The 21,589-nt window shown below is 36.8% G+C and carries 18 protein-coding genes; 8 read left to right on the top strand and 10 right to left on the bottom strand.

Translation table 11 applies throughout. The annotated features are described in order from the left end of the window. Positions 1–72 precede the first annotated feature (72 nt). On the top strand, positions 73–1,761 hold the full coding sequence (gene ggt / locus AC59HC_RS21825; RefSeq protein ID WP_202844036.1) for a gamma-glutamyltransferase: 1,689 nt from the start codon (positions 73–75) through the stop codon (positions 1,759–1,761). Positions 1,762–1,931: 170 nt separating this feature from the next. Beyond that, on the top strand, positions 1,932–3,212 hold the full coding sequence (locus tag AC59HC_RS21830) for a dicarboxylate/amino acid:cation symporter (protein ID WP_202844043.1): 1,281 nt from the start codon (positions 1,932–1,934) through the stop codon (positions 3,210–3,212). A gap of 165 nt (positions 3,213–3,377) precedes the next feature. Here AC59HC_RS21830 and AC59HC_RS21835 read toward each other — a convergent pair whose 3' ends face one another. From AC59HC_RS21835 to gyrB, 6 genes are all read right to left on the bottom strand, one after another. Further along, positions 3,378–4,229: a diacylglycerol/lipid kinase family protein gene (locus AC59HC_RS21835; protein ID WP_496559364.1), complete on the bottom strand. Its 852-nt coding sequence runs from the start codon at positions 4,227–4,229 to the stop codon at positions 3,378–3,380. Between the two features lie 43 nt (positions 4,230–4,272). Further along, entirely contained in the window at positions 4,273–5,097 is an 825-nt protein-coding gene (locus AC59HC_RS21840) for an RsiV family protein (RefSeq protein ID WP_202844045.1), read from the bottom strand. A gap of 92 nt (positions 5,098–5,189) precedes the next feature. Beyond that, complete coding sequence (locus AC59HC_RS21845) at positions 5,190–7,124, bottom strand: transglutaminase-like domain-containing protein (protein ID WP_429815631.1); 1,935 nt, start codon at positions 7,122–7,124, stop codon at positions 5,190–5,192. Between the two features lie 2 nt (positions 7,125–7,126). Beyond that, positions 7,127–9,019, bottom strand: coding sequence for a DUF3858 domain-containing protein (locus AC59HC_RS21850; RefSeq protein WP_343640211.1), 1,893 nt, complete (start codon positions 9,017–9,019; stop codon positions 7,127–7,129). A gap of 399 nt (positions 9,020–9,418) precedes the next feature. Continuing rightward, positions 9,419–9,841, bottom strand: a complete 423-nt coding sequence (locus AC59HC_RS21855; RefSeq protein WP_047432171.1) for a DUF5684 domain-containing protein — start codon at positions 9,839–9,841, stop codon at positions 9,419–9,421. Between the two features lie 81 nt (positions 9,842–9,922). Beyond that, entirely contained in the window at positions 9,923–11,857 is a 1,935-nt protein-coding gene (gene gyrB / locus AC59HC_RS21860; RefSeq protein ID WP_202844051.1) for a DNA topoisomerase (ATP-hydrolyzing) subunit B, read from the bottom strand. Between the two features lie 234 nt (positions 11,858–12,091). Between gyrB and AC59HC_RS21865 the strand changes: the two genes are divergently transcribed. From AC59HC_RS21865 to AC59HC_RS21875, 3 genes are read left to right on the top strand one after another with little or no spacing between them, the layout of a single operon-like run. Continuing rightward, entirely contained in the window at positions 12,092–13,435 is a 1,344-nt protein-coding gene (locus AC59HC_RS21865; RefSeq protein ID WP_395973013.1) for a cytochrome ubiquinol oxidase subunit I, read from the top strand. Then, complete coding sequence (locus tag AC59HC_RS21870) at positions 13,432–14,436, top strand: cytochrome d ubiquinol oxidase subunit II (protein ID WP_202844055.1); 1,005 nt, start codon at positions 13,432–13,434, stop codon at positions 14,434–14,436. Before AC59HC_RS21865 ends, AC59HC_RS21870 begins: the two co-directional genes overlap by 4 nt. A 5-nt stretch (positions 14,437–14,441) precedes the next feature. Beyond that, a complete protein-coding gene (locus tag AC59HC_RS21875; protein WP_482399412.1) occupies positions 14,442–14,942 on the top strand; it encodes a ClbS/DfsB family four-helix bundle protein in 501 nt (166 codons plus the stop codon). Between the two features lie 52 nt (positions 14,943–14,994). On the opposite strand, the gene lysS is transcribed toward AC59HC_RS21875, so the two are convergent. From lysS to AC59HC_RS21895, 4 genes are all read right to left on the bottom strand, one after another. Continuing rightward, a complete protein-coding gene (lysS, locus tag AC59HC_RS21880; protein ID WP_202844068.1) occupies positions 14,995–16,692 on the bottom strand; it encodes a lysine--tRNA ligase in 1,698 nt (565 codons plus the stop codon). A gap of 174 nt (positions 16,693–16,866) precedes the next feature. Then, positions 16,867–17,796 carry a 23S rRNA (adenine(1618)-N(6))-methyltransferase RlmF gene (gene rlmF / locus AC59HC_RS21885; protein ID WP_496559352.1) on the bottom strand — a complete coding sequence of 310 codons (930 nt, stop codon included), beginning with the start codon at positions 17,794–17,796 and terminating at the stop codon, positions 16,867–16,869. A gap of 3 nt (positions 17,797–17,799) precedes the next feature. Then, on the bottom strand, positions 17,800–18,174 hold the full coding sequence (locus AC59HC_RS21890; protein ID WP_202844073.1) for a c-type cytochrome: 375 nt from the start codon (positions 18,172–18,174) through the stop codon (positions 17,800–17,802). Next, on the bottom strand, positions 18,174–18,380 hold the full coding sequence (locus tag AC59HC_RS21895; protein WP_202844074.1) for a hypothetical protein: 207 nt from the start codon (positions 18,378–18,380) through the stop codon (positions 18,174–18,176). The genes AC59HC_RS21890 and AC59HC_RS21895 overlap by 1 nt, the downstream gene beginning before the upstream one ends. 202 nt (positions 18,381–18,582) lie before the next feature. Between AC59HC_RS21895 and AC59HC_RS21900 the strand changes: the two genes are divergently transcribed. The 3 genes from AC59HC_RS21900 to AC59HC_RS21910 all read left to right on the top strand — a co-directional run bounded on the left by AC59HC_RS21900 (position 18,583) and on the right by AC59HC_RS21910 (position 21,538). After that, a complete protein-coding gene (locus AC59HC_RS21900; RefSeq protein WP_496559353.1) occupies positions 18,583–19,035 on the top strand; it encodes a cupin domain-containing protein in 453 nt (150 codons plus the stop codon). 192 nt (positions 19,036–19,227) lie between these two features. Next, a complete protein-coding gene (locus AC59HC_RS21905; RefSeq protein ID WP_496559354.1) occupies positions 19,228–19,869 on the top strand; it encodes a hypothetical protein in 642 nt (213 codons plus the stop codon). A gap of 244 nt (positions 19,870–20,113) precedes the next feature. Beyond that, positions 20,114–21,538 carry an anthranilate synthase component I family protein gene (locus AC59HC_RS21910; RefSeq protein WP_496559355.1) on the top strand — a complete coding sequence of 475 codons (1,425 nt, stop codon included), beginning with the start codon at positions 20,114–20,116 and terminating at the stop codon, positions 21,536–21,538. Positions 21,539–21,589 lie beyond the last annotated feature (51 nt).

The raw sequence follows: 21,589 nt of genomic DNA on the forward strand, positions 1-21,589 counted from the left end.
TTTCATATTCATAATAAAAACAACCATTTACACAAAAAAATCAATAATTTTGTTGTAAGAAAAAACAATCATATGAAGAAGATTTTAATTGCTTCGATGCTTTTGGCTGCACAGCTCAGCTGGGCACAATTTACTGACATCAATATTATCAAAGAAGTACAGGTAAAAAAGAAAGGTGTTGTAGTCTCTGCACATCCGTTAGCCAGTGAAGCAGGAGCCAAAATCTTAAAGATGGGCGGAAATGCCTACGATGCTGTTACCGCAACACAATATGCCCTTGCTGTTGTGTATCCGCAGGCCGGAAACATCGGTGGCGGAGGATTTCTGGTAGGTGTAAAAAATAATGGTGAAAAATTCACACTGGATTACAGGGAAACAGCTCCGAAAAAGGCTTCCCGTGATATGTATATTGATAAAAAAGGAAAGGCAGATACAGATTTATCCCAGAACGGCAGACTTGCAGTAGGCATCCCGGGAAGCGTAGCAGGATTTTTTGCTACGTTGAAATACTGTAAACTTCCTATGGAAAAGATTATTCAGCCCGCCATTGATCTTGCTGAAAAAGGATTTGCCATCACAGACAAAGAAGCGGAAATGCTGAATAACCAAAGGGAAAAATTTCAGAAACATAATAAATCTTCCATCATTTTTGTAAAAGATACCCCATGGAAAGCCGGAGATCTATTGGTTCAAAAAGATTTAGCTGAAACTTTGAAACTGATCCAGAAACAGGGAGCTAAAGGTTTTTATGAAGGAAAAACAGCTGAACTTTTAGTTGCTGAAATGAAAAGAGGGAACGGAATCATCACATTGGAAGATCTTAAAAACTATAAAGTTGCTGAGAGAAAAGCATTGGAATTTGATTACAAAGGAAACGATGTTGTCACCATGCCTTTACCATCAAGCGGCGGAGTGCTACTTGCCCAGATGCTCAGAATGGCCAGTTTTGAAAACCTTGAAAAATATCAGCAGAACTCAACAAAAGCAGTTCAGATTATGGCTGAAGCAGAAAGAAGAGCGTTCGCAGACAGGGCTGAATATATGGGTGACCCGGATTTTATTCAGGACAAGACCTCTTACCTGATCTCTGATGATTATCTGAAAGGAAGATGGAAAAGCTTTAGTTTTGACAAAGCGACACCAAGTGCAGAAGTCGGTAAAATCATAGCACAACCGAAAGAATCAATGCAGACCACACATATTTCCGTATTGGATAAGGATGGAAATGCAGCTTCTGTAACTACGACTCTTAACGGATATTACGGAAGTAAAGTTTTAGTTACGGGAGCAGGATTCTTTTTAAATAATGAGATGGATGACTTTTCAATCAAACCCGGAGTACCGAATATGTTCGGAGCTGTGGGTGGAGAGGCCAATTCAATACAGCCCAACAAGAGAATGCTTTCTTCAATGACGCCAACGATTATTCTTAAGAATGGAAAACCTTTTATGGTTGTGGGAACTCCCGGAGGCACTACAATACCGACTTCAGTATACCAATCCATTGTGAATGTGGTTGATTTTAAACTCAATGCAAACATGTCGGTCAATGCACCAAAATTCCACCACCAGTGGCTTCCTGAAACCATAACGGTTGAAAATAATTTTCCGGAAAGTACTATTTCTGAACTGAAAAGCAAGAATTACGTCATTGAAAAGACGAAGTACATCGGAAAAACAGAAATGATTGTTCTTGATGAAAACGGAAATATCCATGCTGTGGCAGACGGCCGTGGAGATGATTCTGTGGCGGTGGAATAAACTACATATTAATATATAGAAATAGAGTCAGGGCTTCATTCTTCGAATGAAGCCCTGACTTTTTAATCAATCTATCAAATAAGCTCAACAGATTCTTTTGAATGACTTTTGTCATGTTTTCAGATAAATTTTCTTAATTTTCGCCCTTAAAAAAACAAAACGACTGTTCTTTGAAAGCAAAAAAAATACACAATCAGCTTTATTTCCAGGTGATTATCGCCATCATTGCGGGTATTCTTCTTGGAAAATTTTACCCTGAATTGGGAGAAAAGATGAAACCATTGGGGGATGGATTCATCAAATTGGTAAAAATGATTATCGCTCCGGTAATTTTCATAACCCTTACTTTAGGAATTGCCCACATGACCGATTTGAAAAAAGTAGGCAGAATTGCAATCAAGGCAATGATCTATTTTTTTACCTTTTCAACTCTGGCTCTTATCATCGGATTAGTGGTAGGAAATATTCTGCAGCCGGGACATGGCTTGAACATTGATCCTGCTACCCTTTCGGGCGATGTTTCACAATACCAGGCAAAAGCTCATGAATCTACTCTTACGGGTTTTATTATGAATATTATTCCGGAGACATTATTCAGCCCTTTGGTGGGTGATAATATCCTGCAGGTTCTTCTGGTTGCTATTTTAATGGGAGTTGCTTTGGTTTTAACAAAAGAAAAGAGCCAGAAAGTAACTGATTTTCTACAGGATTTGTCGACTCCGGTATTTAAAATCGTCCATATGCTCATGAAACTTGCCCCGATAGGAGCTTTCGGTGCTATGGCCTTTACCATCGGAAAATATGGACTTCATTCTGTACTGAATCTTATATTCCTGGTAGGTACCTTTTATATTACGTCTATCCTTTTTGTGGTCCTGGTACTGGGAGCGGTGGCATGGTATAACGGATTTAATATTTTCAAACTTCTTTTTTATCTTAAGGAAGAGCTTCTTCTCGTTCTGGGCACAAGCTCTTCAGAGTCTGCCCTGCCGGGAATTATGGAAAAACTTGAAAAAGCCGGCTGCTCACGGGCTATTGTAGGCCTTGTAGTTCCTACCGGATATTCTTTCAATCTTGACGGAACAAATATTTATATGACACTGGCCTCTCTCTTTATTGCACAGGCATTAAATATTCATCTTCCTCTCGAAAAGCAACTGATGCTTCTTTTGGTAGCCATGTTAAGTTCAAAAGGCGCAGCTGGTGTCACAGGTGCCGGGTTTGTTACGCTTGCAGCAACGCTGGCCGTAGTTCCTGAAATTCCGATTGCAGGAATGACTTTAATTCTTGGAATTGATAAGTTCATGAGTGAATGCCGTGCATTAACGAATGTCATTGGAAATTCTGTAGCTACAGTTGTAGTGGCCAACTGGGAAAAACAACTTGATAAAAAACAGCTTCAATACTGTCTGGAACATCCGGCTGAAGTGGAAAAGAAACTGGAAGTGTAGATAGGTGGCAGATGGCAGGTTTTAGGCTGCAGGGAATAGGAATAGAATTCAAGGTTCAAGGTTTAAGGTTGTGTGTAAAACGTAACTCGAAATAAACCGAACTCGCAGCCAAACAACCAGTAACTGGTAAACCCGAAACAGATTAACCCACACCAGTAACTGGCTTTAAATCAAAATATTCAAACTTGAAGGCTGTACTTTAACATGAATTGGTGATTTTATCTTATTGAATTCACCGTCAAGATGCCAGTTTTTGGTATTGACTTTAAATGATATTTCAGAGACCGGAAGATAGGTCACATACTCATCATCTTTCAGCCTTTTGGTAAACATTCTGAAAGCAAACAGCGCAGAATACGTCAAAGGAAATTTTTTCACCAAAACCATGTCAACCAATCCGTCACTTTTACTGGCTTTTGGTGCAATATAAGCGTTGTTACCAAACTGCCGGGTATTGGCGATGTTCATCATCAGATATCTGCCGTTATACTGCTGATATTCCTCATCAAAAAACTTCACTTTGATCGGTTTGTAATTGAAGAAGGTTTTCAGAGAAACTTTGATATAGTTTTTGAATCCACGGCTTGTTTTTTCAAACTCTTTAACTACTTTACCGTCAAAACCTGTTCCCGAAACATTGATGGAAAGCCTGTCGTTCACGGTAAATGTATCGATCTTTCTGGAATTTTTTGCTTTTATTTTTTCTAAAAGTTCGTCGAGATTTTTACTGAATTGTGTTTCATTAGAAAAACCGTTTCCTGAACCTGCGGGGAAAATTGCGAGAATTTTCTCTGTATTAATAAGGTTCCTGGCTACTGTAGAAATGGTACCATCCCCTCCTATTGCCACAAAAACATCTACCTTTCCGAAGTGAGACTGGATAAATTCATCTGTCCCGGGAATAGATTCTGAAACATAATACAGAGGATTGTTAACCTTTGCTTTAAGTTCGTTCAAAAACGGCTGATAGTTTTTTTTGGCCGAAAAAGGATTGATAATAAAAGCTACTTTGTCCATTACCGCAAAATTAAAAAATGCTTCCAAAACTGGAAGCATTAATTTACTTAATTTTCATTCTTTCTTTAAATTCTGTATTTAATGTACCTTTCAGATCTTCCCACGAAACAGGAATGGTAATATCTCCGGCAGCAAAAGCAGCAATTTCATAGGGACTGTAGTGAAAATACAGGTTTTTATCATCAAAATAAAAGTTATCAGATGCCGGAATTTTATCCACTAAAAGCATTTCTGAGTTTTTCACTTCTCCGTCACCATCCATCGTACCACTATTCATTTTATCGATATTTTTCATTAGAATGGCTTCAATTTTATTTTTAGGCATTGAAGTAATGTCTTTCAATTCTAATTTTTTGCTGTTTTTAAGGTCAAAGACTCTTTCTGAGAAGCCATAATTATCATGTGCACCTCCTTCATATCCGCTTCCCACATATTGGATATGCATATAACCGTTGGTATTGGAAATAAGGTTCATGTGTGAGCTTGAATACCAGTTTTGAGCATAAGTGACATCTGAAGCCCAGTCTTTATTATCATTTTTTACAGAATTGAAATAACTATTTTTTTCATTGTCCAGATAAGCCTGAAGACCTGCTTTGGAAAAGTCTTTAATTTTTTCATTCTGGAAATAGATGCTGTCCAGTAGTTTTTTATCTTTTAAAGAAGGGAAAACCAACAGTTTTGAAGTGTAACTCACTTTTAAGGAGTCTGTAATTTTTGTAGAATCATTGACTTTCACAGAGTCCACTACAAATTCTTCAGTCGCTTTATTTTCTGTTTTTTCTGCTTGCCCTGCCTTTTCATTTTTTTTACAGGCCGTAACTACCAGGAAAGAAGATAATGCTATAACAGCAATCGTATTTTTCATAATTTATTTTTTTGAGTATATATACAAAAACCATTCAAAAGATGAATGGTTTTGGAAAAAAAAATATTTTTTTACTCAGATCACGTCAGACATTACTTTTTAACAAGACTGATTACCTGATTTTCAAATTTTGAAGCGACGCCCCAAATTTGTTTAAATGCAGGATAGTACTCTTTCGGATAATCTGAACTGTTAATTTTTGTGGTGGTCGTTACCTCCAGCTTATTTCCTTTTTGTACGATAGAATAGGTATATTCTATTTCTTTATCTTCTGTAACAATCTTTTTTTCTTTAGGCATTTCCTCAATCACATATCCTTCCGGAATTTCAAGAGTTACTTTTTTTACTTTCGTGATCGGTGATCCAAAATCGATAGGATATTGTCTTACTTCCGTCTGATCAAATTCATTGGAACTTTTGTTTAAAAACAGCATAGGATTAATGATCATTTTCTTCCCTACTCTGTCAATCAGGTTGGGAGAAGAGAATTTCATACTGCTTTCAAAGTCTCCATTTTCTAAGACTTTTGAATCGATATCCGTAAAGTCCATGGAGAAGTTTTCCTTGTACTGTTTTTTGTATTTCTCAGCATTATCGTCATAGCTGTCTTTTACATACATTGCGTAGGCGCCGGTATCTCTGTCAGAATACGTTCCTGAAATACTTCCGTCGTCATTGATTTTACCATTGACTGTAAGGAAAGTATTACTTGACTTCACATTGGCCATTTGAATCAGAAGAGTCTTGTCTTTGGTGACTAAAATTCCATACTGATTCCAGTTTTTAAGAGGAATCTCATCCAGAGAAGATTGTTTTGAAGTGGCATCATAGATATGCAGCTGGTTATCAATACTGATCGCTGCTAATACAAAATTCATATTGGAAATATTAGGCGAAACCAAGTTGATTAACCCGTTTTCCACCGTAGAAATTACCAACGGATCAGCTTTAAGACCTGCTTCACGAAGCATCATAACAAGAAAAAGACTGATTTCTGCAGCGTTCCCAACTTTAGTTTCCAACAGTTTCCTGATGCCATCTTCTGTGTAGATTCCTTTATCTTTATTCCAGGTAAAGGTTTTTTGAACATAGGAAAAAATAGCATTTGCCTTTTCAAGATCTGTTTTCATTTCTGAAATTCCTGCCGGCATATTTTCTTTTGCCAGTTTTGTTCTTTTCAGTTCTCCTCCAAAATCTTCACTTTCATACAATCTCTTTCCAATCTGATCCCATGAGGAAGAATACAGCTTAAGCTCTCCGAAATTTGTAGAATTCAGCTCAGCACTGATTTTTGTTCTGAAGTTTCTGTCATTTCTTACAAATTTTTCAGTTTTAAAGCCTTTCAGATTTTCATAAGCAAATCTGTAGGTTCTGTATTGTGCACCATATAGGTATCTTTCCTCCATCTCTCTGTACTTAGGAGTAATTCCCCCTGTATAATTTACGTTATATGACATATTAATCGGAGTATCAAAAACGTATTCTGTATTCAGAGAAGGCGTGTCGGATTCTATCAATACTTCAGGAATCATAAATCTGAACGGAGATACAATTTCATATTGATACTCCAGGATTGATCCATTTTTCACACCTGGGAATGCAAATTTTGTGAGAGTAACATATTTATTCTCTTTGCTTTTATATTGAGAACTCTTTTCTACTTTTACAGGAACAGAATTTCCATTTTCAAGATTATAGGTAAAAGCCTTGAATTTACCTAGTGATTCTCTGTTTGAACCGATATTATAGATAGGGATTTCGAGATTCAGCCAATCTTCAGCTTTATCTTTATCATAAATCTTAACTCTGTAAAAATATTTTTTATGCAGATTACCGGTATTGTTATCGATCATAAAATAAGCAGATTTATACAAGATCTCTGCAGGAGCATTTTCATCCAGTAATGATTTGGTTTTAGATAAATCTGCATCATTAAATTTCGGAGGATTCAGAAATTCATATTTCTTCTGAGCATTTACCAGTATTGTGCCGGCTGAGCAAAGAAGCAATACTATTATTTTTTTCATGGCTATATTTTTGTTATTAAAATTTTTGAATTATCCATATTCAGGATCTTTTTTCTGAAACTGATATAGTCATTGTACTTTTCCTTTGGATACAGCCCTTTATTAATCTGTATTTTTCTGATCACTTTTACCTGATCATCACTTTTAACAAAGCTTAGCTTATAAGATCCGAACTCGGAAGTAATGCTTGAGTTATCCGGAGTTTCATCAACTTTATATCCTAAAGGAAGAACAAAAGCAATTTCATATTCATCCTCATAAGACATGCCTACTTCAAAAGGAAGCTCACGGTTTTCATCAGTTTTAAAGACTGCATCATTAAAAATAGGCACAGATCGGAACAATAGGCTGTTTCCTGCTTTTTTAGAGAAATTGTTGGTTTTAAAGTCCAGATCATAGGTAATAACGGCATTGTCTCTGTCGTTATTAAAATTTTTCATTTCAACTTTTTCAAAGTTCAGGATATTAAACCTTTCTTTAACTGCATCATTCTTTTCTTTAGGATTAAGGTTGGCAAATCTCAGATTATCATCATATTGATTTCCGGTATAAGAAAAGTTACCGGTGCCGATAATACTGTTATCCTCATTAAGATTAACTCTCAATGTTTGTTTTTCTTTATTCTGTTCAGCTTTATACACCGGTGTATTGATCAGTTCGATTCCTTTCGGAGTCACAGCAAGTACATTTCTGTCGGTAGTACTGTAATTTAAATGGTTAAAAGCAATTTGCTGAGAGGTATTTTCAAGCCATATATTTCCTTTTTCTGTTGGAACCATAAGAATAATATGATTTCCTCCCATAGAAGGAAATTCGGGATCAAAAGAAACCTGTGACCGACTGGAGGTAATAATACAATAGTTGGAAGGAATCCCTGCTTCATTCAGAAGAACTTTCATATAATTCGTAAGCCCCTTGCAATCTCCATAGCCTTTTTTCTGAACCTCATCCGGCATCATAGGCTGCCATCCACCTATTCCCAAAGCCACAGCAATATATCGGCTTTTGTTCTGCATGTACTGATAAATTTTCTTTACTTTATCTTCTACAGATCCCTGTAATTGTAAAGAGGCTACTTCAGCTTTAATAGCAGGAGTAGATGCAGAAACAGGTACCAAAAGATCATTGTAAATCCAGGTTCCGAAATCTGTCCAGTTATTCAAAGTTCCCTGTTTTCCTGCAAGGCTGAATTTTGTAAGTGTAAAGTTGACCGCAGGTAAGATTTTAACAGGCTCTGGAATCATAAAAGCATCGTCAATAGCAGGTACATTTTTGTATGAATAGGTTTTATCATTTCCACTACCGCTTTCTATCACAGAGGTATAATTGTATTTTGAAGGGTAAATTTTAGATCTGAGTTCTATTCCAGAAGTGTTAACGATTTTAAACTGTGCTTCTTCAAGAGATATTTTAGTAGAAGTAAAAGGTACAAAATCCGGGATAAAAACAGTGTCTTCATCTTCAGCTTCATAGGAAAAATCAATAGTATAAGGATATTGCACCGGTGTATATGAATAAACCAATATCCTGTTATCAGAATAAAAAACTCCCAGAGGATTGTTCGCTACGTCTTTAAAATCAGATTTTGAAACACTTTTAATTTTTTTGCCGGTCTCATCGTAAATCGTAAGTTTTATGTTTGAAATACTTTTTGATTTATCATAAGGGATGTAAGCTACTGCCTCATCGTCACCGTCTTTATTTAAGACTGTAATTATCTTATTTTTCTGATATTTTATTTCATCGATTTTATTGATCTGAACGGTTGTAAATTCTTTTCGGATTACAGCACTCGCATTTTTCTTTAAATTCTCAGGAATGGCAGAGGCAGGATAGCTCTGTGCGAAATATAATGAGGCGGTAGATAATGCCCCGAGGACTAATATTTTCATCATAGTTATTAAGATGGTACAAAAATAATAAAATCTTAATAACTGTTAAAAAAATATAAAAGGCTCCAACATGTGAAGCCTTCAACCTAATACTTAAAAAAGTACTGTTTTAAATGTACCTATAAGGCAATGAACACATTATCAACTTTTCATTACTTATTTCTGAAAAGTTAAAACAGAATATTTATATTCATTCTATATTGAAATAAGAATATATATTCTGTAACATGAAGGGATAAACTTCAAATTGTCTGTACTCAAATTTATAATAATTTACAATCCATATGATTCAAATACTGTAGAATTAATAATAACGGAAAGTACAATTAATTCTACAATCCTATCGATGATTAATAAAAAAAAGACTTCAGCAATGAAGTCTTTTAATTTTTTTCTTTCTATTTAATCATTCGGGACCAGTTTACTGTCAAAACGATCACTTCCCAATCCCAATACAGGAATAAAAATAAATCCGAAAAGGAGAATCAGAATAGTGTACAGAGGTGTTTCTTTCGCAAAGCCTTTGGCAAGTCTGTCATATACCACCCAGCATGCATAAATGTTTACCAATGGAATAAAGAAAAGAATGATCCACCAAATCGGCTTTTTCACAATTTCCAGTAATACGATCGTGTTGTAAATAGGAATAAAGGCAGCCCAGGCATCTTGTCTTCCTGCTTTCTGGAAGATTTTGTACATGCAGTATCCATAGAATATATAGCAAAGCAGTCCGAAGAACATTGTTCCGATCCCTAATCCTGCAGCAACTGCACCAGAAGCCGCATCTGCTCCGTTGTAAGGATCTGTTTGTAAAAGAGTTAACATATTATTGTTTTTTTGGTTTATCCAAATATAAAAAAAGCTTCTAAATAATCAGAAGCTTTTTTATTATATTTTTAAAAAGGTTTATGCATCAATTTTTGCATATTTCGCATTTTTCTCGATAAATTCTCTTCTTGGCGGAACTTCATCTCCCATCAGCATTGAGAAAATACTGTCTGCTTCCACTGCATTATCAATGGTTACCTGCTTCAGAATTCTGTGTTCAGGATTCAATGTAGTTTCCCACAACTGTTCAGGGTTCATCTCTCCAAGACCTTTGTAACGTTGTACCTCTACTCCTTTTCCGTCCGGAGACATTTCTAAAGTAAATTCCTCACGCTCTTTTTCGTTATAAGCATACACTTTTTTATTTCCTTTCTTTAAAAGGTATAAAGGCGGTTGAGCGATATAGATATAACCATTCTCAATAAGTTCCTTCATATATCTGAAGAAGAAAGTAAGAATCAGTGTTGAAATGTGAGATCCGTCAATATCGGCATCGGTCATGATAACGATCTTGTGGTATCTTAATTTTGCCAGGTTCAATGCTTTGCTGTCTTCCTCAGTACCTACAGAAACCCCAAGAGCAGTATAGATATTTCTGATCTCTTCGTTATCATATACTTTGTGAAGCATAGATTTCTCTACGTTCAGAATTTTACCTCTTAACGGAAGGATAGCCTGGAAGTGTCTGTCTCTTCCCTGTTTAGCCGTACCCCCTGCGGAATCTCCCTCTACAAGGAAGATTTCAGATTCTGCCGGATCTTTTGATGAACAGTCTGATAATTTCCCTGGAAGACCGGAACCTCCCATCGGAGATTTTCTCTGAACCATTTCACGGGCTTTTTTTGCAGCCTGTCTTGCTTTTGCAGCTAAAACAACTTTCTGAACAATCAGCTTAGCTTCATTAGGATTTTCTTCCAGGAAGTTGGTAAGCATTTCCCCTACAATTTTATCTACAGCTCCGGAAACTTCAGAGTTTCCTAATTTTGTTTTAGTCTGTCCTTCAAACTGAGGTTCCATTACTTTTACAGAAACTACTGCTGTTAATCCCTCACGGAAATCATCACCTGTAACTTCTACTTTCTCTTTCTGTGGAATACCCAGATCATCAGCATATTTTTTAAGGGTTCTCGTCAAAGCACGTCTGAAACCTGCAAGGTGAGTTCCTCCTTCATGAGTGTTGATGTTGTTTACGTAAGAGTGAAGATTTTCGTTGAAAGAAGTATTGTAACGCATTGCTACTTCTACAGGAATATCATCTCTTTCTCCTTCCATGAAGATTACATGTTCCATGATAGACTCACGGTTACCATCAATGTAAGCAACGAATTCTTTTAACCCACCTTCTGAATGGAAAACTTCCGAACGGAAAGATCCGTCTTCTAATTTCTCTCTTTCATCAGTTAATGTAATGGTAATTCCTTTGTTAAGGTAAGAAAGTTCTCTTAAACGGCTTGCTAATGTATCGTAATTATAAATTAACTCTGTAAATATACTATCATCCGGCTGGAAAAACTGCTTGGTTCCTCTTTTTTCGCTGTGACCAATCTCCTCAACACCTGTCTGGGCTTTTCCTCTTGAATAAATCTGCTGGTAAACGTTTCCGTCTCTGTAAACCGTAGTGATCATCTCGTTGGAAAGAGCATTCACACACGAAACCCCAACCCCGTGAAGACCTCCTGAAACCTTATAAGAGTCTTTGTCAAACTTACCTCCGGCTCCAATTTTTGTCATTACCACTTCAAGGGCAGATTTCTGCTCTTTTTCGTGGAAATCAACCGGGATACCTCTACCGTTATCACTTACTTCAATTCCGTTTCCTTCCTTGATGCTAACGAAGATCGTGTCGCAGTACCCTGCCAATGCCTCGTCAATAGAGTTATCTACTACTTCATAAACCAAGTGGTGAAGTCCTCTGACTCCTACATCACCAATGTACATTGAAGGACGCATACGAACGTGTTCCATTCCTTCCAATGCCTGAATACTACTAGCTGTATATTGTTTTTGACTCATATTAAAAATTAAAAATCCTGCTATATGCAAAGACTCACAAATATCGTGATTTTTTTCGAGGTATGAAAGTTAAAAAGTGTCAAAAAAATGTGGAGTTTTCTTTAGAAAAACATAAGGATTAGTGAGCCGGTAAAAGAAACAAAATTAAAATGTATTGATGAGATAGCAACTGTTGTAAATCATATTCAACATCAATAATTTATGCTTAAATTTATTATCTGAAAAGTTGAAATTATGGATGATTTTATCGCAGCACGCGCTCAGATGGCACTCTCTCTGGGCTTTCATATCATATTCTCCTGTGTGGGTATGGTGATGCCTTTTCTGATGGCTTTTGCCCATTGGAAATATCTGAAAACCAATAACGAGGTATATAAAGGACTTACAAAAGCATGGAGTAAAGGGGTGGCTATTCTTTTTGCAACGGGAGCCGTTTCAGGAACGATGCTTTCTTTTGAACTTGGGCTTCTATGGCCAGGGTTTATGAAACATGCAGGTCCGATTTTCGGGATGCCTTTTTCTCTGGAAGGAACAGCCTTTTTCATCGAAGCGATTGCCATTGGTTTCTTTTTATACGGATGGGAAAGATTCAATAAATGGTTTCACTGGTTCTGTGGTTTTCTTGTTGGAGTAAGCGGGCTGGCTTCCGGAATTCTGGTGGTAGCAGCCAACTCATGGATGAATTCTCCCACCGGTTTTGATTATATTAACGGACAGTATCTTAACATAGATCCTATCAAAGCGATGTTCAATGATGCATGGTTTCCGCAGGCCCTTCATATGACCGTTGCTGCGTTTTGTGCAACAGGATTTGCTGTAGCAGGAGTACACGCTTTTATGATCATGCGAAAAAGAAATATTGAGTTTCACACCAAAGCGTTTAGAATTGCCGTAGGTTTTGCTCTTATCGGAGCTTTTGGAGCCCCTTTGAGCGGTGATGTTGCTGCTAAATCCGTTGCGGAAAGACAACCAATTAAGCTGGCTGCCATGGAAGCTCATTTTGAAACTGAAAAAGGGGCTTCATTTGTGATTGGAGGAATTCCTGATGAAGAAAAAGAAGAAGTGAAATATGCAGTGAAAATTCCAAAAGTGTTGAGTTTTCTGGTGAGTAATGACTTTAATTCTGAAGTAAAAGGTCTTAAGGATTTCCCTAGAGATGAATGGCCTCCGATTGCTGTGGTTCATTATGCTTTTCAGATTATGATCTTCTTTGGTGTGATTATGATTGTTATTGGAGCTGTCTATTTGTATGCCTTCTTCTTCAGAAAAGAATGGCTGAATAAAAACTGGTTATTAAAAACCTTTTTAATCGCAACACCTTTTGGATATATTGCTCTGGAAGCGGGATGGACGGTAACAGAAGTAGGAAGACAGCCCTGGATTATTTATGGAATTATGAGGACAGCTGATGCGGTAACTCCTATGCCGGGAATACAGTATTCATTCTATTTCTTTACGGCTATTTTCGTATCATTATCATTGATACTTGTTTTCCTTTTAAAGAGACAGATTCAAATGGTACCGAAGCTTTACGATCCTACTGATGCTCAGTTTAACGATAAAAACAAAAAATCATGATTTACATTGTAATAGGTTTTCTCTGGCTATCCATCTGTCTTTATATTATTCTGGGAGGAGCTGACTTTGGAGCAGGTATTGTAGAAATGTTCACCAATAAAAAAGCCCGCCATAAAACCCATGAGATTATGTATGAATCTATTGCTCCTGTTTGGGAAGCCAATCACATGTGGCTTATCATTGCGATTGTAATTCTCTTCGTTGGTTTTCCTGAGATTTATACGACCATGTCTACTTATCTTCACATTCCTTTAGTCTTAATGCTTTTAGGAATTATTGCAAGAGGAACAGCTTTTACGTTCAGGCATTATGATGCTGTGAAAGACAATTGGCAGGTTTTATACACTCATATTTTCTACTACGCAAGCCTTTTAACACCTTTCTTTTTAGGGTTAATAGCTGCTGCTACGGTTTCACATTCTATCAATCCTGATGCTGTAGGTTTTCTGGATTTGTATGTGTTCAGCTGGCTGAACTGGTTTGGGGTTTCTGTGGGTTTATTTACGGTAGCCCTTTGTGCTTATCTTGCTTCTATCTTTTCATTAAGAGAAACGCGTGATAAGGCCGATCTTTTGTTAATGATCAGAAAATCCAAGCAGACCATGATCTTTGTTGTGGTTACAGGAATATTGGTATTCGTAACTGCTTATATTTCAGACATTCCCCTTTTGATGTGGGTATTTTCTAAACCTTTGGGTATTATGGCGATTGCTTTTGCTACGATTGCTTTATTGCTTATTTTAAGAGCGATGAACCGTCAGAAGCTGCTTCCCGTACGTGCTTTGGCAGGATTCCAGATGGTGATGATTTTAGTAGCGGCAACGTATCAGCATAATCCGGATATTATTTTATTAGGAAACGGACAGCATCTTTCATTACTGGAACATATGGCTCCTGAAAAAACTATCGCTGCATTGGGATGGGCATTGATGCTGGGATCACTATTTATTCTTCCTTTCTTATTTTATCTGATGGCTTCTTTCAGTAAGTTGAGAAAATAGTAAGTATGCAGACTTATAAAGACAAAACAGAACTCATTGAAGAGCTAAAGAAAAGATATCTTCTCTATGATCAGGAATTTAATGATATCAATGAAGAGGACAAAGATCTTTTGCAGCCGGGGGTTGATAAAACTCCATCACAAAATATTTCCTATCAATTGGGTTGGACTCACCTGCTTTTACAGTGGGAATCTGATGAAAGCAAAGGAATTGAAGTAAAAACTCCCACTCCTGAATACAAATGGAATAACCTGGGAGGATTGTACCAGTCTTTTTATAATCAATATGGTTCTCATACTTTACAAGAACAAAGAGAACTGCTTCGAAATCAGGTGGATGAAATTATCAACTGGATAGAAAGCCTTGATGATGATATACTATTTATTCCTGGCAAAAGAAAATGGGCAACAACACCCGCCCAGTGGCCGGTTTGGAAATGGATCCATATCAATACCGTAGCTCCCTTTAAAAACTTCAGGGCACAGCTTAGGAAATGGAAAAAATAAAAAGGTACAGCATAGCACTGTACCTTTTTTTATTTATGTTTTCTGAGAAATCTTAAGCCAGTTTCATCAAAAGATTTTCGTCAATTTTCTCTACTTTCACAATATTGTTTTTTGTCAAAGTCTTGGAAGCTTTATCCCATTTTTTACCGGATAACTGGCTTCTTTCTTTTACTTCTGCCAAAGCCATCGGCTCTTCCTGGGAATTAAGGATTTCAAGGATTACTTTTTCATCCTCTCCTAATTCAATTTGTGGGACTGCTTTTTCAGGTCTCATCTGAGGGAAGAATAATACTTCCTGGATTGAGGCATTATTCGTTAAGAACATAATTAATCTATCCATACCGATTCCTAATCCTGAAGTTGGTGGCATACCATACTCCAGCGCTCTTAAGAAGTCCTGATCGATGAACATTGCTTCATCATCTCCTCTTTCAGATAACGCCATCTGTGCTTCAAAACGCTCTCTCTGATCGATAGGATCATTAAGCTCTGAATATGCATTAGCGATTTCTTTACCGCATACCATTAATTCAAAACGCTCTGTTAAGCCTTCTTTGCTTCTATGTTTCTTTGTCAGTGGAGACATTTCGATCGGATAATCCGTAATGAAAGTCGGCTGGATGAAGTTTCCTTCACATTTCTCACCGAAGATTTCATCGATTAATTTTCCTTTACCCATCGTCTCATTTACTTCGATACCGATAGATTTCGCGAAATCATATAATTCCTTCTCAGTTTTTCCGGTGATATCGAAACCTGTAAATTTCAGGATCGCTTCTGTCATGGAAACTCTTGGGTAAGGAGCTTTGAAATCTACTTCATGTTCCCCAAAGGTAGCTTTTGTAGTTCCGTTTACCTGGATAGCACAGAATTCCAGTAATTTCTCAGTGAAATCCATCATCCAGTTATAATCTTTGTACGCTACATAGATTTCCATAGCGGTAAACTCAGGGTTGTGGGTTCTGTCCATTCCTTCATTTCTGAAGTTTTTAGAGAACTCATATACTCCGTCAAAACCACCTACGATCAGTCTTTTCAGATATAATTCGTTGGCAATTCTTAAATATAATGGAATATCCAATGCATTGTGGTGCGTGATAAACGGTTTTGCTGCTGCTCCACCAGGAATTGACTGTAGGATTGGTGTTTCCACTTCAAAATATCCTGCATCATTAAAGAATGTTCTCATGGCATTGAACAATTTTGTTCTCTTCACGAAAATTTCTTTTACCTGTGGGTTTACCGTTAAATCTACGTAACGCTGTCTGTATCTTAATTCAGGATCTGTAAAACCATCGTGTACTACTCCGTTTTCATCAGTTTTAGCCTGAGGCAGCGGGCGTAAAGCCTTTGTAAGAAGCGTAAAGTTTTTCACTAAAACCGTCTTTTCTCCTACCTGAGTGGTAAACAATTCTCCTTCAATACCGATAATATCACCGATATCCAGAAGGTGCTTGTATACTTCATTATATAGTTCTTTATCTTCACCCGGACAGATCTCGTCTCTGTTGAAGTAAACTTGGATTTTTCCTTTAGAATCCTGCAATTCTGCAAAAGAAGCCTTTCCTTGAATTCTGCGGGACATCAATCTACCAGCGATCTTCACCTGTTTACTTTCAGAAAAATCCTGTTTTATAGATTCTGTAGTATCTGTAATTATATACTCATCCGCAGGGAACGCATTAATCCCCATTTCAGTAAGCTTATTCAGCTTTTCTCTTCTAATGATTTCTTGTTCTGATAATTGCATTTCTTATTTTTCTAAAAGCGTACAAATTTAGGCATTTTTGACATGACCGTCAATGGCTTTTTTAAGAAATTTTAAAAAGTGGTAAAGATGCGGGGTATTGGGGTTCGGGATACGTGTTTAGAGATCAAAGATTTGAATGATTGTGCTATAACATTAAACTTTGAACTTTGAATTTTAAATCAACCAGCTTTTTCTGTCTTTTCGGGGAATAAACGTCCACGCCAGCATTCTGCTTACTTTTTGTCCCTGAGCCATATCAATAGTTCTCACCTCTACAGCATTTACTTTCTTTAAAAGATTGTTGAGTTTATTGAGATTGTCTTTTTTCGAAACCAGACACGTGAACCAAAGAACCTGTGATGAAAACAATGTGCTTTCATTGATCATTTTAGTAATAAAAGCAAGTTCACCACCTTCACACCAAAGTTCAGACTGCTGTCCGCTGAAGTTAAGAAGAGGTTTCGTTTTCTTTGATTTACTAAGATTTTTTGTTTTTCTGATATTCCCTTTCATGGCAGATTCTTCAGAATCATGAAAAGGAGGATTGCACATGGTGAAAGTAAATCTGTCTTCCGGACCAATGATATTGGTAAAGATATGATCAGCATCAGGCTGGCTTTTTAACTGAATAACAGAGGAAAAATCTTCATTTTGATCCAGAATGTGTTGAGCATTTTTCAAAGAATCCTGGTTGATATCCGTTCCCAGAATGGTCCAGCCATAAGATTTGCAGCTGATTAAAGGATATACGAGATTCGCGCCTGTTCCTATGTCTAATCCTTTTACAGAATTTCCTGTGGGAATTTTGTTAAGTGGTTCACCTAATAGATCGGCAATATAATGTACATAGTCTGCTCTTCCCGGGATCGGTGGACAAAGATTGGTATCGGGAATATCCCAGCCTTTAATGTTGTAGAAATGTAAGAGTAAGGCTTTATTGAGCAGTTTAACTGCTTGAGGAATGCTGAAATTAATGGTTACTGTCTGATAGGCATTTGTAAAAACATAGTGTTTCAGTTCCGGCACACAAGAAATAAGCTGATCAAAATCGTAGGAATTACGATGCAGATTTCTTGTGTGCAGACTGGATTTTTCAGCAGACATATTTTATTTCTTCTGACTTAAAATATATTCCACCATTTTTTTGGCATCTTCTTTAGATACCTGAGGATGGGCAGCCATAGGGACATTTCCCCATACTCCACTTCCGCCTTCTATAATTTTGGAAGCCAGCAGTTCAGTATCCTTTTCAGAGTACTTTCCTGCAATTTCCTGATAAGAAGGTCCTATCATTCTCTCATTCACAGAATGGCAGCCTGAGCAGTCCAATGTTTCCATGATCTGATCACCGGAAAGATTAGATTGAGCAGGTTCTGAAACAGCTGTAGTTTCAGAAGAAGATGCCACTTCTGCTGTATTTTCTTTTTTAGAACAGGAAATGATCATAAGCCCCAGTGTTCCTGCCAAAAGTATTTTTTTCATTATTTCTTCGCTGTAGAATCTGTTTTAGCAGCTTCAGGTGCAGTTGCAGCAGCTGGAGCAGCAGTTTTAGCAGTAGAATCTACCACAGTAGTTGCTTCCGGTTCCTCAAGCATTGTGTTGCTATCCTGTAAAGAGTGATCTGGCTTTTTTTTGCAGCTTGCTAATAATAAACCTCCGATAAATGCGATTGCTAATACTTTTTTCATTTTTTTCTAATTTGGAAGCAAAAATATAAAAAATAAACTTTTAAACTTATGACAAATGTTTTCTTTAGGAAATATTTTTGAGATCAGGATCTTAACAACTGATAAAAAAAATAATTCAAACATGGGAGAATTTTAAATCAGGTTAGTATTTTTGTATATCGGATGATCCGAGCCAAAAATCAACGTATTAATTTAAAAATGTATGACCAGAAAACATGTATTGGGTACAGCTTGCTTTGCTATACTCTCTTCTCTCCTTTTTTCATGTGATAATTCATCCAATGAACCACAATCAGAATATTCTGATAAAATTGAATCGGTAACGCTTTTAAAAACGACGAAATCCTGGGACGGAACTACGTATCCTGCTTACCCCTCAACTCAGCCGGAAATTTCAGTCCTTAAAATTGCTGTACCTCCCAATTCGGCACTGAGCTGGCATAAACATCCTGTGATTAATGCTGCTTATGTAGAAAAAGGTGAAATTCAGATTGAAAGAAAAGAGGATGGAAAAACGCAATGGATAAGAAAAGGTCAGGTGCTTCCTGAAATGGTTAATACCGGCCACAGAGGTAAAACCGGAGACCTCGGAGCAACGCTGATTGTTTTCTACAGCGGAACTCCTGACATTCCTTTATCTGAGCCAGTACAATAAATAGTTCAAACGCCAGGTTCGCAAAGTAATGATGATAAAAATTTATTTTTTTGTTCGCAAAGGCACTTCATTCAGCTAATAACAGCGTCTTTTGCTAAGTGAAATGCCCTTGCGATCATTTTAACAGTTATTTAATAACATCTTTGCGATCTCAGCGTTTAAATAAAAGATTATTATAATTATATTTAATCCATGGTTTTAATTTCAAAAATTCTGTTTTTCACTAGCCATCATGGTTTTTATACTGTGGTTCTGTTGTTTGCATTCTTTGGATTGCTCTCCTATCTGACCAAAAAAGCATGGTTTTTGATTCCGATCATTCCACTTGCTATATTGAATGGTTTTGGAGGACAGTTTCTAAATGCATGGTTTTTAAACAAATACGGAGTAGAAAGCACTGCTATTATCACCTCTAATGTAGAAACCAATTCTACCCTGAATGACATGTACATCCACGATTATGAGGCTATTGTAAAGAAACAGGACGGAAAATATACCACTACCTTTTTCTCCACTACTACTGCAGCCATTTATCCTATCAGAAATTCAATCAGAATTCCGGGTGATAAGGATATTCCTGTAAAATACATTCCGGGATATGAAAAAAACATTGTCATCCTTTATGACCAATCCAGGGAAGGAAAAATTGTATTACAAAATGAAAAAATGGCTCCTGTGAATTCTGCAAGAATCAAATATGAAGCAGACAGAACAAATAAACAATTCATTGAAGAATATATTGCTGCATTGGAAGATTATGTAAAAGACTACGATGATGAAACTTACAGAGAAAAAATCAAAGTATTGAAACAAGAACTCAAACAGCTTAAATAAGAGGTTTCAATGTTAAGTTTTTTTATTTTCAGAAATTTTTTCGTCTTTGTATAAAAAAAATTTCTACATTTGTCCTATGTTTAAAATGAACAACAATATTTGGTGGTGGCTTTCAAACTCTTCGTCGGGTCTGGAGGTATTGTCATGTTGTTAATTACAGCAGAAATAATCAAAAAACAATATATAGGCTTTGACGGATACCGTTAAAGCCTTTTTTTATTCCTTAATCTCAAAAAACAATAAAATGTTGACCAAAACAATTACAATAAAAACCGTTTCGAAAAAAACACTGGGAGACCTTCATACTCCTATGAATATTTACCTTAAGATCAGGGATAAATTCCGTGACACGATTCTTCTGGAAAGTTCAGATTCAAAAAGTATTGATAATAACTTTTCCTTCATTGCAGTGAATGCCATCGCCGGAATTGAAGTGAAAAACCTCAGCGAATATGAAATCAAGCTTCCTTCCTCTGCTCCCGTAAAGCAATTTATTATGGAGCGTAATATTACAGATGTATTTGAAGAATTTCGTCAGATTTTTAAATGTGAAGAAACCAATGATCCTATTGAGCAGACGGCTCAGAGCCTTTTCGGCTACACAAGTTTTGAAGCAGTACAGTTTTTTGAAAACATCAGCCTTAAAGCACAAAGCAAGGAAGTAGAGATTCCTGTTTTAAGGTATAGATTGTACCAATATGTGATTGCTATCAATCATTTTAATGATGAAATGTATATTATTGAAAACTGTATTGATGGCGTAAAATCTGAATTCCATCTGTTGGAAAACCTCATTAAAAATCAGAATACTCCGGTTTACCCATTTGAGAAAACAAGCGAAGAAACATCTAATATTACAGATGAAGAGTATATTGAACTGGTAAAGACAGCTCAGAAACACTGTATGCGCGGAGATGTCTTCCAGCTGGTTCTGAGCAGAAGATTCGAGCAGAAATTCAAAGGTGATGAGTTCAACGTGTATCGTGCTTTGAGAAATATCAATCCTTCTCCTTACTTATTCTATTTTGATTACGGAAATTACAAATTATTCGGATCAAGTCCTGAAAGCCAGTTAATCATCAAAAACAATAAAGCCATTATTCACCCGATTGCAGGAACATCCAAAAGAACAGGAAATTTTGAAGCTGACCTTGAAGCTATTGAAGTCCTGAAAGCCGATCCTAAAGAAAATGCAGAGCATACCATGCTGGTGGATCTGGCAAGAAATGATCTTGGAAAACTCGGAAAAAATGTAACGGTTACCAAGCTTAAAGAAATCCAGCTGTTCTCGCATGTTATTCATATGGTAAGTGAGGTGACTGCAGATGTTGCTGATGACATCAATCCTCTGGAAATGGTTTCCGCTACTTTCCCTCAGGGAACATTAAGCGGTGCACCCAAGCATAAAGCGCTTCAGCTGATCAATCAATATGAAAAAGATTCCCGCGGCTATTATGGCGGCTGTATAGGAATCATCGGACTGAACGGAACCTGCAACCAGGCCATTATGATCAGAACCTTCTTAAGTAAAAACAATACCTTATTTTACCAGGCTGGTGCCGGTCTTGTAGCAAAATCTGTCCCTGAAAGTGAATTACAGGAAGTCAACAACAAACTGAATGCACTGAAAAAAGCAGTAGAAAAAGCAGAAAAAATAGTTGAAAAATAAACCCACCAGCTAGCAACAAAAAAAAACCAGCAACTATCTAACAAAAAAAGC

The sequence above is a fragment of the Chryseobacterium sp. DZ-32 genome (assembly GCF_059587025.1).

Excerpts from the sequence above, each read along its gene's own strand:
- AC59HC_RS21875 (WP_482399412.1), top strand. The coding sequence starts at position 14,442 with ATGCAGACTTATAAAGACAAAACAGAACTCATTGAAGAGCTAAAGAAA.
- AC59HC_RS21835 (WP_496559364.1), bottom strand. The coding sequence starts at position 4,229 with ATGGACAAAGTAGCTTTTATTATCAATCCTTTTTCGGCCAAAAAAAAC.
- AC59HC_RS21865 (WP_395973013.1), top strand. The coding sequence starts at position 12,092 with ATGGATGATTTTATCGCAGCACGCGCTCAGATGGCACTCTCTCTGGGC.
- gyrB (WP_202844051.1), bottom strand. The coding sequence starts at position 11,857 with ATGAGTCAAAAACAATATACAGCTAGTAGTATTCAGGCATTGGAAGGA.
- AC59HC_RS21855 (WP_047432171.1), bottom strand. The coding sequence starts at position 9,841 with ATGTTAACTCTTTTACAAACAGATCCTTACAACGGAGCAGATGCGGCT.
- AC59HC_RS21870 (WP_202844055.1), top strand. The coding sequence starts at position 13,432 with ATGATTTACATTGTAATAGGTTTTCTCTGGCTATCCATCTGTCTTTAT.
- AC59HC_RS21905 (WP_496559354.1), top strand. The coding sequence starts at position 19,228 with ATGGTTTTAATTTCAAAAATTCTGTTTTTCACTAGCCATCATGGTTTT.
- AC59HC_RS21890 (WP_202844073.1), bottom strand. The coding sequence starts at position 18,174 with ATGAAAAAAATACTTTTGGCAGGAACACTGGGGCTTATGATCATTTCC.
- AC59HC_RS21895 (WP_202844074.1), bottom strand. The coding sequence starts at position 18,380 with ATGAAAAAAGTATTAGCAATCGCATTTATCGGAGGTTTATTATTAGCA.
- lysS (WP_202844068.1), bottom strand. The coding sequence starts at position 16,692 with ATGCAATTATCAGAACAAGAAATCATTAGAAGAGAAAAGCTGAATAAG.
- ggt (WP_202844036.1), top strand. The coding sequence starts at position 73 with ATGAAGAAGATTTTAATTGCTTCGATGCTTTTGGCTGCACAGCTCAGC.
- AC59HC_RS21900 (WP_496559353.1), top strand. The coding sequence starts at position 18,583 with ATGACCAGAAAACATGTATTGGGTACAGCTTGCTTTGCTATACTCTCT.
- AC59HC_RS21910 (WP_496559355.1), top strand. The coding sequence starts at position 20,114 with ATGTTGACCAAAACAATTACAATAAAAACCGTTTCGAAAAAAACACTG.
- AC59HC_RS21850 (WP_343640211.1), bottom strand. The coding sequence starts at position 9,019 with ATGATGAAAATATTAGTCCTCGGGGCATTATCTACCGCCTCATTATAT.
- AC59HC_RS21840 (WP_202844045.1), bottom strand. The coding sequence starts at position 5,097 with ATGAAAAATACGATTGCTGTTATAGCATTATCTTCTTTCCTGGTAGTT.
- AC59HC_RS21845 (WP_429815631.1), bottom strand. The coding sequence starts at position 7,124 with ATGAAAAAAATAATAGTATTGCTTCTTTGCTCAGCCGGCACAATACTG.
- rlmF (WP_496559352.1), bottom strand. The coding sequence starts at position 17,796 with ATGTCTGCTGAAAAATCCAGTCTGCACACAAGAAATCTGCATCGTAAT.